The 11,334-nt window shown below is 46.3% G+C and carries 11 protein-coding genes; 5 read left to right on the top strand and 6 right to left on the bottom strand.

All coding sequences use genetic code 11. The annotated features are described in order from the left end of the window. Window positions 1-38 precede the first annotated feature (38 nt). The gene (locus MF542_RS01520; RefSeq protein ID WP_247015223.1) at window positions 39-1,424 is read left to right on the top strand and encodes a serine hydrolase domain-containing protein; all 1,386 of its coding nucleotides are present in this window, start codon (window positions 39-41) and stop codon (window positions 1,422-1,424) included. Window position 1,425: 1 nt separating this feature from the next. On the opposite strand, the gene MF542_RS01515 is transcribed toward MF542_RS01520, so the two are convergent. After that, on the bottom strand, window positions 1,426-2,772 hold the full coding sequence (locus MF542_RS01515) for an anti-phage deoxyguanosine triphosphatase (RefSeq protein ID WP_247015221.1): 1,347 nt from the start codon (window positions 2,770-2,772) through the stop codon (window positions 1,426-1,428). Window positions 2,773-2,858: 86 nt separating this feature from the next. Next, window positions 2,859-3,464, bottom strand: a complete 606-nt coding sequence (locus tag MF542_RS01510) for a TetR/AcrR family transcriptional regulator (protein WP_247015219.1) — start codon at window positions 3,462-3,464, stop codon at window positions 2,859-2,861. A gap of 220 nt (window positions 3,465-3,684) precedes the next feature. Here MF542_RS01510 and MF542_RS01505 point away from each other — a divergent pair, with 220 nt between their 5' ends. The 4 genes from MF542_RS01505 to MF542_RS01490 all read left to right on the top strand — a co-directional run bounded on the left by MF542_RS01505 (window position 3,685) and on the right by MF542_RS01490 (window position 8,957). After that, window positions 3,685-4,218 carry a peroxiredoxin-like family protein gene (locus MF542_RS01505; RefSeq protein WP_247015217.1) on the top strand — a complete coding sequence of 178 codons (534 nt, stop codon included), beginning with the start codon at window positions 3,685-3,687 and terminating at the stop codon, window positions 4,216-4,218. Between the two features lie 231 nt (window positions 4,219-4,449). Then, window positions 4,450-5,874: a sensor histidine kinase gene (locus MF542_RS01500; protein WP_247015214.1), complete on the top strand. Its 1,425-nt coding sequence runs from the start codon at window positions 4,450-4,452 to the stop codon at window positions 5,872-5,874. 15 nt (window positions 5,875-5,889) lie between these two features. Continuing rightward, a complete protein-coding gene (locus tag MF542_RS01495; RefSeq protein ID WP_247015212.1) occupies window positions 5,890-7,455 on the top strand; it encodes a DUF3369 domain-containing protein in 1,566 nt (521 codons plus the stop codon). A 113-nt stretch (window positions 7,456-7,568) separates the two neighbouring features. Next, on the top strand, window positions 7,569-8,957 hold the full coding sequence (locus tag MF542_RS01490; protein WP_247015210.1) for a nicotinate phosphoribosyltransferase: 1,389 nt from the start codon (window positions 7,569-7,571) through the stop codon (window positions 8,955-8,957). On the opposite strand, the gene MF542_RS01485 is transcribed toward MF542_RS01490, so the two are convergent. From MF542_RS01485 to MF542_RS01470, 4 genes are all read right to left on the bottom strand, one after another. Next, a complete protein-coding gene (locus MF542_RS01485) occupies window positions 8,958-9,362 on the bottom strand; it encodes a MerC domain-containing protein (RefSeq protein WP_247015208.1) in 405 nt (134 codons plus the stop codon). Between the two features lie 2 nt (window positions 9,363-9,364). Next, entirely contained in the window at window positions 9,365-9,859 is a 495-nt protein-coding gene (locus MF542_RS01480) for a Fur family transcriptional regulator (RefSeq protein WP_247015206.1), read from the bottom strand. A 94-nt stretch (window positions 9,860-9,953) separates the two neighbouring features. Next, the gene (locus MF542_RS01475) at window positions 9,954-10,286 is read right to left on the bottom strand and encodes a hypothetical protein (protein ID WP_247015204.1); all 333 of its coding nucleotides are present in this window, start codon (window positions 10,284-10,286) and stop codon (window positions 9,954-9,956) included. A gap of 63 nt (window positions 10,287-10,349) precedes the next feature. Then, window positions 10,350-11,279, bottom strand: coding sequence for a CPBP family intramembrane glutamic endopeptidase (locus tag MF542_RS01470; RefSeq protein ID WP_247015202.1), 930 nt, complete (start codon window positions 11,277-11,279; stop codon window positions 10,350-10,352). Window positions 11,280-11,334: the final 55 nt, after the last annotated feature.

Below are 11,334 nucleotides of genomic sequence, written 5' to 3'. Positions count from 1 at the left end.
GCTTTGGCAGGGTCTTTTCTCGTTTTAGGGAGAGGGCAATGAAACAGATATTGGGCATTTTTGCACTGGCGGCGTTGAGCACAGCTGCCACCGCGCAAGACAGAGAAACATCCACAACAATGAAAGCCTATGCTGCGGGCTATAAGGCAGCATTTACTTGCAGTGCCACATTCAACGGCGGCAAAACGCCTGAAATGATCGCCGCACAGGAACTTACTGGTATTTATCAAGGCTTCAGAGCGCCAATGGCGGAACTGCCTGACGCAGTGATAGACCATAAAAACAAGCGTGTGAGTGTGAAGTTTAATGATGGTCTGCCGCCGCGTATCAGCCAGTGGCGCGAGGGGCTTGGCTGTACGCAACTTCCTGTTGGCGCTGATTTTGCCGATGCACAGTATCTGCCAGCCGTTGATATAACCCGGCCAAATACCAGCGATAGCCAGCCTTGGAAGAAACTTGATACAGGCAGTAGCGCGCTGAAAGCCAAGCTCAAGAGCATGATGGCTGATCCGTATTACGGTAAAGATGCGCTCACCACGGCGCTTCTCGTGGCAACGCCTGAAGAATTACTCGCTGAAGAATATATCGAGGGTTACACGCCAAAAACCAGCCAGCGGACATGGTCAGTAGCGAAATCAATTGCTGCATCTGTAATTGGTGCGGCAGTAGAGGACGGCATGATTGATGTTTCAAAGCCCGCAAACATCACCGAGTGGCAAAGCCCGATTGACCCGCGCAAAAACATCACGCTTGAAAACCTGCTGCATATGGCATCAGGCATTGATAGCAACCGGGCAGGGAACCGTACTGACCGCTTATACGCGGGTGGTGGCCGGATGAGTGATAGCGCGACAGAGCATTCGCTTGATGTAAAGCCGGGCACACGTTTTAAGTATGCGAACAATGATACCTTGCTGGCTGTACGTGCCTTAAAGAACAGCTTTGAAAGCACAAAGGCTTACAACGAATATCCGTTTACAGCGCTTCTCAATAAGCTCGGTATGAATGATACGGTCCTGGAAACAGACTGGGAAGGCAACTTCGTACTTTCAAGCCAGGTGTGGACCACAAGCCGCGATATGGCGCGCCTTGGTATTCTTCATTTGCAGGATGGTGTTTGGAAGGGCGAACGCATTTTGCCTGAAGGTTGGGTAGATTATATCGCAACCGCTAAAGGGCCGCAGCCCGGACCGCGCCGTGATGGCACACCAACAATGGGCTACGGTGCACAGTGGTGGCTCTATGATAAAGATTTTGATGGCATTCCAAATGATGCATATGCAGCGCGTGGTAACCGTGGGCAATATCTGGTTGTGGTGCCGTCTCGGAACCTAGTCCTTATCCGCCGAGGGCATGATCCTGCGGGTGGTGAAGGTTTCAAGCTTGATCTGTTCGTGCGCGATGTGTTGAAGCTGGTGAAATAGCTTACAGATGATCAAACACTGAGCCCACTCTCGGGCTCAGTAATCTTTCATACATTTGCATCAGATAATTATCTGTCATGCCAGCCACATGGTCACAAATCTCACGCAGGCTTTCGCCGTGTTCCACATATTTCCCGTATGCTTCAGAAGGCAGGAAACGTCGTGGTTCATGGGCGATAATCTCAAACACATCTACCACCATCTGTTGGCCTTTAAATTCAAGGTGTTGCACGCTCGGTTTCTGAATGAGCTTGTCATAAACAAAGGCTTTGAAATCCAACATCAATTGCCGTGCGGCAGGCGATAGATCGAGATTATATTTCAGCATAGGGTTACTGAAACCCTCCACCTCGTGCATCACCAGATGATCAAGGAAATAGGTAACCAGCATGCTGATGTTCATTTTACGGCGAGATGCATCACGCGCAAACATGCCGCTGATAAAGTTATCATAGGCATTATTGCTGCCGAAATATTTAGGCCGTTCACGTTGCTGGTATTCAATATAATTACGGCAACGATCTACGGTGAAAAAGGCGCGGAAATCTTCACTGTCTACGAACTTGAGCGAGATTGCATCCTCGAGATCATGCACAGCGTTTGAAATATCATCCGCCAGTTCCATGATTGAGCAATCAAGTGATTTATAGCGTGGCTTGCCGTGTTTACCTTCTTTGCCGGGCGCAACGCTTGTGAAGCGCGCCAATTCTTCATCGCTAAACACGCTTAGTACCCAATCTACCACCTGTTTTTCTGTATCCAGATAACATTTGGGCGGCTTGCAGTTGTTGCGGTCCAGAAGGTGAAGGCTGCCTGAGCTGTCACCTTTGGAGGGCATAATATCCTTGTTTGCCACGCGGCTATACGGCGCTGGATATTTAAGAATACCAAGCAAGCTGCGGCGGGTTAGGTTCGCGCCCGCATCTTTTGAGAAGTGCTCAAGTTTCGAAAGAATTCGCAGTGATTGACCGTTGCCTTCAAAGCCCCCGCTGTTTCGCATGCAATAATTAAGGGCAACCTCGCCGCCGTGCCCGTATGGTGGATGGCCGAGATCATGAACAGAACAGATGGTTTGCATCAGTGTGGTGGTGGGGAAATGTATTTCCAGATCAGGAAACTCGGTTCTCGCACGCTTCATCAGCCCTACACCAAGCTGGGATACCTCAAGCGAATGGGTAAGCCTAGTGCGGTAGAAATCACTATCCCCTAAATTCAAAATCTGGGTTTTTCCCTGCAGACGGCGGAAAGCAGCAGAGTGAATAATACGGCCATAATCTACATCATAAGCGGTACGTGCTTCTGATGCACCGCTTGCGCTCGTTTCAAACCGTTCTTCCCAAATGTTCATGATGGCTCCCCAGTTGGATTAGTATCACGGTGATACCACAAATTCCTGCCGGGAAAACCAGTTAGTAAGAGATAGTTGATGAAAAACTAGTAAGACAGGATCATATTTGCGCGGGATTCCAGGTCTGCTTCAATACGGGCTGATGGCAGGTCTGCTCTGGCTCTGAGGACATGGCCCTGACGAAGATCAAACATAAGGCGCGCGCGTTCTTCTGATGGGAAGTCTGCGGGTAGGCTACCACGGGATTTTTCCTCTTCAAACCTTGCAGCGAAAAGGCTGTCTGCCCCTTTAATAATATGCTGGAGTTTCTCTGTTGCACCTTCCACATGGCCAGCGCTGGTGGGCACACAGCTGCTGATAAAGCACCCTTTCGGATGTTCGGGTGTGCTGTCATCTTCTGTGATGCCGGTTTCAAGGAAAGCAATGATTGCTTTTTTGATATCAGTTTCATCATTAAAGGCGCTGATCGGGCTTTTACCAAAGTTTTGGGAATAGTGGTCAATGGCAGCCATAAAAAGCTGCTGCTTATCCCCAAAGACAGAATAAAGGCTGGGACTGTTGATACCCATGGCATCTGTCAGGTCACGCATAGAAGTGCCGTCATAGCCTTTTTCCCAGAACACTGTCACCGCAGCGTTTAGGGCTTGTTCTCTATCAAAGCCTCTTGGGCGTCCAACCTTCTTCTCTGGCATTTCTCAAAACCTCAAACACACATCAGATATTATATTAATAACGTTTGTTACAAATCTCAAGAAGGCTTGAAATTTTATAGGGTGTATTCCCGGTAAATATTTGGTTTTACTCTGGGAATAGAGAGATAACTTTTATTTGATAACGATCGTTACATAATTGGTTGAAAATTATTCATAGGCTAATTAAATAACAATCGTTACAAAATTAAAGGAGTGTTCGATGTATAGTAAGAAATTAGCTGCTGGAACCGAGTTTCCAGTGTTTTCTCTGAAGTCTACCAGCGGTGAAGACCTAACCCTTGGTAAGGCGTCTGAAGGGTTTGATTGGCAAATGATTGTGGTTTACCGCGGCAAGCATTGTCCCTTGTGTACACAGTATCTGCAGCAATTGAATGAAAAGCTGGATGATCTTCATGGTCTCGGTATTGAGATAATTGCTGTTTCTTCTGATCCGCTTGAGAAAGCGACAGTGCAGATGGAGCAGGTGAACCCGAATTTCCCTGTTGGTTACGGCTTGACCATTGAGCAGATGCAGTCACTTGGGCTTTATATTTCCAGCCCGCGTTCCCCAGAGGAAACAGATGCGCCGTTTGCCGAGCCGGGCATGTTTATTGTGAACGAAGAAGGCTTGTTGCAGGTTGTTGATTATGCAAATGGTCCGATTATTCGTCCGGAATTAGGTCTTCTTGTTGGTGGCCTTGCGTTTATTAAGAACCCGGAAAACAACTATCCTATCCGCGGTACTTTTGAATAAACTAATATCATGATTGAAGTGAATCCCGTGACCTATATGAGGCACGGGATTTTCTCGATTAATCAGAAGTTTAAAACCTGCTTGCCAAGTGTCGGCTTACTTACACGTACCTTGAAGAGTTTAATGTTTTTTAACTCTTTACGCCCACACTTGTAACGTTGGTTTGGGAGGAACCAGCCTAGAATTTGTGTTTTCAGTATCGTTTGAAGTGCGCAAAAAAAAGGCAGGGCATTGTTCACCAAAAATATATTCTTCCGCCAAACTTCATCTGTATCCACCCGTTTAAACCTTCTTAATCTTTTGGTGCTGCTTTCGGGTTTGTTAAGCATCGTTGGTGTTTATGAAATTCAGCTGGGAGCGCAGCTTCATAAATTAAACTACCAGCACCAAAAATATATTGATCAGGTTTATAAAGCCGTTGATCAGTTTGAACAAACGTCTGGCAATATTGAATCCGTCAAAGATTATGTAATTCTTGTAAGAGAACAGCCAATCGAATGCCTGAATATGGTGAGTGCGTTCGAGACGTTCATGATGAAAATCATAGGAACCGGTGAAGCGATTGCCTTGTGCGAGCAGGATAAACTTCTTGCGGATGATATTCTTGATGAACTGGACCAGTATTCCCGCGGCGAAATAACCAAAGAGGTTGTTGTTTCAAAGCTTAAAGTTGGCCTGGAGGGGCTATCCTCACACGGTGCTAAATTTCAGCCTTTTGTCGCGAAAACGGTATCTACAATGTATATCATTGTAATTTCCATGGTTATTACGAAAGCAATCATTGTCCCGTTTTTAGGGGTGATTTTATCATCCAGTGTTTCGCGAGACTACAGGACCCTCAACAACACGAAAAAGCAGCTTATTAATGAGCAGGAACGGAATGAGCTTATACAAAATGAGCGCATGAATGCACTGTCTACAATGGTGGCAGGTGTTGCTCATGAAATAAATACACCTGTTGGCGTTAGTGTTACCGCGGCATCCCATGCCCGCGAACGGCTTATGCAAACCGAAGAAGCTTACCAAAATGAAATACTCTCGGAAGAAGATCTTCAAAGCTATTTCGCTGATTCAAAAGAAGCCTTCAGAATTATTCAAAATAATTTAAGACGTACGTCCGAGTTGGTGAAAAGTTTTAAACAGGTGTCTGTGGATCAGACCGAAGATATTGTTCGAACCTTTAGTGCCAAAGAGTATCTGAAGGATATCATCATCAGTTTAAAGCCGATTGTGAAAAAGCCTTCTGTGGAAGTGGTTCTGGATGATGTTGAAGATATTTACATCGAAACATACCCAGGGGTTTTAAGTCAGATAATTACCAATTTAATCACTAACTCTCTTTCTCATGCTTTTGCAGCGAACGACGGTGGTGTCATCAATATTGCTTTGTCGTCTTTATCGAACAAAAAAGTTCAGATTGTTTTTTCTGATAATGGTTGCGGTATCAGCAAAGAGAACCTCAGGCATATTTTTGATCCATTTTTCACAACAAAACGCGGTCAGGGTGGTACGGGCCTTGGTTTGCATATCCTTCATAACTTAGTGGTCGATAAACTGGACGGTGAAATCAACTGCTTTAGTGCGGAAGGTGAAGGTACACGATTTGTCATTAATTTCCCGTGCGCGAACCACAGTGCAGAAGAACAATTTATCTAGTAGGGGATAGATAGAATGGCGTTAGTAGGAACAAAATTAAAGTTAAGCCCAAGTAAGCCGCAGCAGGTTTCAAATGAGGTAGTTAAAACCAACTGGAAAATCCTGATCGTTGACGACGAGGATGAAATCCACAGTGTTACCAAGATGGCTTTAAAAGGCTATGAGTTTGGTGGCAGGCAGCTTGAATATCTGGATGCATACTCCGCAGCGGATGCAAGACAGATCCTGAAAGAGCATTCTGATGTCGCCCTTATCCTGTTGGATGTTGTTATGGAAAGTGATAATGCAGGGCTGGATTTAGTTCATTATATCCGAGGTGATCTGGGGAATAAGTTAACGCGGATTGTGCTGCGAACGGGCCAGCCGGGGCAAGCGCCAGAGAAAAAGGTAATCATGGATTATGATATCAATGATTATAAAGAAAAAACCGAACTTACATCTCAGAAACTTTATACATTGATGAGCGCTTCCCTTAGGTCTTACCGCGATATGGTTGCACTTGAGGACAGCAGGAAGGGTTTAAGAAAAATCATTGAAGCTACGGCTGATATTTTCTCGATCAATTCTATGCAAACCTTGGCCGAGGGGGCGCTGGATCAGCTCATGTCGCTCTTGAGAGTAAAAGAAGGGGATTCCTTTTATGGCAGGCGAGTGGATTCTCTAGCCGCGTTAAAGAAAGATAATTCTTCTTTTGAAGTCCTTGCGGGTACAGGGCGGTACCGTATTGGGAATGATAACAGCGTGGACCCTAACTCGCTGAATTTGGAAGAGCTAATTGCAGAAGCCTCCCAAAAGGGGCAGGTGGTAAAAGGTAATCAGATTGTTAGTCATCATGTGGGGAAAAGCGGCCATGAAAATGTGCTCTATGTATCCGGTGAATTAGCGCTTGATCATATGGATCGTGATCTGATCGAATTATATGCCCGCAATGTCGGTATTGTGTTTGAAAATCTGGATTTGAACCGTCAGGTAGAAGAAACCCAGCGGGAAATTGTTTACCGGCTCGGTGAAGCGGTGGAAACCCGTTCTATGGAAACAGGCAACCACTTAAAACGGGTTGCTGAGATATCAAAGCTATTGGCGCTGAAATTTGGGTTATCTGAAGAAGAAGCTGAAATTATTAAATATGCTTCGCCTCTTCATGATGTTGGTAAAATAGGTATTCCAGATTCAATTTTGAACAAACCCGGTAAACTGAATGCTGAAGAATGGGCGGTGATGCAAACCCATGCGCGGCTCGGGTATGAAATGCTTCAATCATCAGATAAGCCTATTTTAAAAGCGGGAGCTATGATTGCGTTGCATCACCACGAAAAGTGGGATGGATCTGGGTATCCGCACGGTAAATCCGGTGAAGATATCCATATTTATGGTCGCATTACCGGGTTAGCAGATGTTTATGACGCTTTAGGAAGTAGGCGCTGTTATAAAGAGCCTTGGGCCCTTGGGGATATATATCGGTTTATTAAAGAACAGCGGGGGAAACACTTCCAGCCAGAACTGGTTGATATCCTTATTCAGAATATTGATCATGTGGAGCATATTCTTACGGTTTTTGCTGATAGTCAGGCGACGCACTAATTTTTTCCTAAGGAGCTTCTACAAGGAATGCAGCCTGCAAAGGTTGCAAAATAGGGTGTGTGTGATAGCAAAGGCTCCAAGCATATTTCTATGGGGCATTCTGAGACGTATCTATGACCAATATTATTCTTGATACAGATAGCTATAAACACAGCCATTATCTGCAGTACCCCCCTGAAACAACCATTGTGAACAGTTATGTGGAAAGTCGTGGCGGTAAGCATGAAAGCGTGCTGTTTTTTGGCCTTCAGGCATGGCTGAAGAAGCTGCTGGCGAACCCTATTACACAAGCGGATATCGATGATGCCGCCTGGGTGTGCCATGAACACGGCATTAGTTTTAACCTGGCTGGTTGGCAGCATATTCTCGATAAACATGATGGCTACCTGCCGCTTGAAATCGAGGCAGTACCAGAAGGCACGATTGTACCAATCAGCAATGTGTTAGTGCAGGTGCGAAACACTGATCCGGCATGCTATTGGCTCAGCAGTTTTGTGGAAACATCACTTCTAAGAGGCGTGTGGTACCCAACAACAGTGGCAACCATCAGCTATCACGCCAAACAAAGCATTCTGGAAGCGCTGGAAGAAAGCAGTGACGAGCTGGCTGAGCCCGTTGCGCAGTTTATGCTGCATGATTTCGGCGCACGCGGTGTATCTTCTGAAGAAAGCGCAGCGCTTGGTGGGCTTGCCCATTTGGTGAACTTCCGCGGTACAGATACCATGAATGCGCTTCTTGCGGCCCGCACATATTATCAGGAACCGATGGCGGCTTTTTCTGTCCCTGCGAGTGAGCACAGCACCATGACAAGCTGGGGTGAAGACCGGGAAGCCGATGCTTACAGCAATATGCTCAAGCAGTTTAAAGGCTCGAACATCATTAGTATCGTAGCCGACAGCTATGATATTTTCCGTGCAGTGAATGATATCTTCGGCGGTGAGCTGAAGGATCAGGTGCTGGAAAATGCGGAAGCAGGCTCACGCCTTGTGGTGAGGCCGGATAGTGGTGATCCTATTGAAAACCCGATCGCTGTTATCAAAGCTTTGATGGAACAGTTTGGTAGCCGTACGAACAGTAAGGGCTATAAAATTCTGCCTGATCATGTACGTGTGCTGCAGGGGGATGGTATTACCCCGGATACCATTAAGAAAATCCTTAGCCGGATGCTTGAAGAAGGCTTAAGTGCTGAGAATATTGTGTTTGGTATGGGCTCCGGGCTGTTGCAGCAAGTAACCCGTGATACACAGCATTTTGCCATGAAATGTTCGGCGGTAAAGGTGAACGGGAACTGGCAGGACGTGTTTAAGAACCCTATCACCGATAAAGGAAAAGCCAGCAAGCGCGGTGTGCTCGCGCTTGTAAAAAACGAAAATGGTTATGAAACTCGCCAAACAGAAGGCACAGAAGAAAGTGCGATGCGCACCGTGTACAGGAACGGTGAAATGCTGGTGGAGGATACGCTAGAGCAAATCCGCCACCGCAGCATGACATTTAAAGCTTAGTTAGCTTTCACAGGCACTGCCTGATGCGCAGTGCCTCCCTGCTTTGATATTTATAATATGTGCGGTAATGAGCGCCAAACCACCGGCGACACTGGCAATCAATTCGCCCGTTTCACTTTCGAGCACAAGCTGTGCCAGTAAAAGGAGTGCAACACCGCCAGCCGCGTTTACTGTAGGCTGCATGCTGCAGTGGCACTTGTATCCTCTGAATAGAGCAAAAGCGCTGAGCGGCAGCATGACCCCGATAAGCAGTAGTTCAATATCGTGGTTGATCTCCGCATAGGCTGCGATAGCAGGCAGTGCGGCGATAAGAATAGGGGTAAGGATACAGTGCACCACACACAGGCCAGATGCAGCCACGGCAATCCGGTCCATTACACTTGAATAAGCAGCAGGCTTTTCCATCACTATAATCCCGGATTTGTGCTGGGGCAGGTTTCTTCGCGGCAGAGGGTCATGATTTCCACCACTTTATCTCTGGGTGTAAAACCGGCGCTGCTGGCATTATCTTCAAGAGCATGCTGAAGAGCGGGATTTTCAATAGTGTCCACATGACCGCAAGCTTCGCAGATCATTAAGATACTGTGCTTGGTGAACGGTTTTGAAATAGGCCGGGCCGTAAAAGTGCGTGTGGAATGCACGGGCCGCACCAAATTTTTCCGTGTGAGATCAGTGAGCGCACGGTAAATGGTGGGGGCTGTGTTCACACCTTGAGGGCGCAGTATTTCAAGCAGTTCATATGCTTTTGCTGACCTGCCCAAAGATAGCAGTGCATCATAAACCATCGCCTGATTGTTTGTAAGCCTTGGAGGTCTTAGTGGCTGGTAGCCATTGTTTGTATTACCCGGTGCGGGTGCCATGCTACGCGCACTGGCACCATCATATAATTCCATATGTTTCATTGTTAACTCTCTCGCGTGCAGACGAGCTACACGACAAATATCAGCTGGCATTTGCTGCCAACTGGATCAGATATTCAGGTTGCAATAGGGAGAGTTAAGCTTTTGGCGGAGCACGGGCGCTTGCGGCTGAAATGCTGACGCTATGCGGGATCTGGCTATGAAGTGGATCATAATTATTGCCCGCGAAAGGGGGGAGGGCAATAATCTGGACATTGTCTTCAATATCCATAGCTGCATGCGCTACGAGACAGTATCCGCATTCCAGCCGCGCGTCAGTATCATCAAACTGATTTTCCATTCCATGGTGGTGGAATGAGAAAAGAATACGAGTAAAAATAAACAGCCCAAGCACAGTGAGAAGCAATAGATACTTCTTCAAGCAGACTGCGGGAAGAACAGGCTGTTTATGTTCTACTAACGTATTCATAAGGTAGGTTATATAATAACCATATCATGAAGGGAACCCTGATTTCGCTAAACCGAAGCTTATTTACGGTGTAATGCTTGTTGCATTGGCTGAGAGAATAGTCCGAGACTGTTGCCGTTTCAGGTACCAGATCACTATAAAAGCTACGACAAATTCGAACAATACTGCGATAATCGTGTCAAACCACGAGAACTGGATTTCCCCCAAGCTCAGAAGTGTTGTTGTAGGTTCACCGGGGATATCATGTCCGACCACTGTAAAAACAACTAAGTTATTGAAAATATGCATCCCAATCGCTGCTTCCAGGCCTCCCGTATAATGAGTAACAATACAGGCGATGAAGCCAGCAACAAATATCAGCAATGCATATTGATAGAAATATCCGGAATCTGCTTCAGGATTTGCGAAATGCAGGCTGGCGAATATCATGCTGGTGATCACATAAACCACCCAAGGGTTTTTCAAGTAGCGGATAAGAAACTGATTGCCGTACCCGCGTAATAAAATTTCTTCAGATGCAGCCTGAAACGGTACAAGAAGCAATGTAACCATAAAGAAAGACCAGTAAGTGGTTCCATCGTAAACCCATGTTACTTCACCTGTTAGCCAATCAAATGCTGTAAAAGCCACTAGAGCTAAGCCGTAGATATAGCCAGCCTGAATAAGTTGTTTCCATCTGAATGTTGGGGCACTTGTCAGCAGGTCTCGCCATTCACGTTTGTGTAACCGGGTCTGCATCACCCAAAGCGCAGGATAGAAGGCTAAAAAACTGAGGAGTAAGTTGACGTGATTTTCAAAGCCTCCGGGGCTATTCTCAAAAGAAAACATCTCGGTAATGCCAAATAACATCAGCATCGCGGCAATTAACACAGAAAAACCACAGATGATGGCTAAGATAAATCTCAGGAAATCATTATATCCGTAATTGGCTTGGTAGATGAAACCAGATTTTGCCTTTGGATCATCGTGCGATGTTTCCATCATGTCGCGCATAAATGCTTACCCCTAAAGTGCAGATGATTGATCTACCCTGAGTGGTGGATGTAAG

This window comes from Kordiimonas laminariae, assembly GCF_023008165.1.
Taxonomy (GTDB): domain Bacteria; phylum Pseudomonadota; class Alphaproteobacteria; order Sphingomonadales; family Kordiimonadaceae; genus Kordiimonas; species Kordiimonas laminariae.
The sequence above is the reverse complement of the archived record's forward strand: the minus strand, read 5'-3'. Positions and strand labels throughout refer to the sequence as shown.

Bases quoted from the DNA above. Each gene is read 5' to 3' on its own strand.
- MF542_RS01480 (WP_247015206.1), bottom strand. From the start codon at position 9,859: ATGAAACATATGGAATTATATGATGGTGCCAGTGCGCGTAGCATGGCA.
- MF542_RS01475 (WP_247015204.1), bottom strand. From the start codon at position 10,286: ATGAATACGTTAGTAGAACATAAACAGCCTGTTCTTCCCGCAGTCTGC.
- MF542_RS01505 (WP_247015217.1), top strand. From the start codon at position 3,685: ATGTATAGTAAGAAATTAGCTGCTGGAACCGAGTTTCCAGTGTTTTCT.
- MF542_RS01495 (WP_247015212.1), top strand. From the start codon at position 5,890: ATGGCGTTAGTAGGAACAAAATTAAAGTTAAGCCCAAGTAAGCCGCAG.
- MF542_RS01515 (WP_247015221.1), bottom strand. From the start codon at position 2,772: ATGAACATTTGGGAAGAACGGTTTGAAACGAGCGCAAGCGGTGCATCA.
- MF542_RS01485 (WP_247015208.1), bottom strand. From the start codon at position 9,362: ATGGAAAAGCCTGCTGCTTATTCAAGTGTAATGGACCGGATTGCCGTG.
- MF542_RS01470 (WP_247015202.1), bottom strand. From the start codon at position 11,279: ATGCGCGACATGATGGAAACATCGCACGATGATCCAAAGGCAAAATCT.
- MF542_RS01520 (WP_247015223.1), top strand. From the start codon at position 39: ATGAAACAGATATTGGGCATTTTTGCACTGGCGGCGTTGAGCACAGCT.
- MF542_RS01490 (WP_247015210.1), top strand. From the start codon at position 7,569: ATGACCAATATTATTCTTGATACAGATAGCTATAAACACAGCCATTAT.
- MF542_RS01510 (WP_247015219.1), bottom strand. From the start codon at position 3,464: ATGCCAGAGAAGAAGGTTGGACGCCCAAGAGGCTTTGATAGAGAACAA.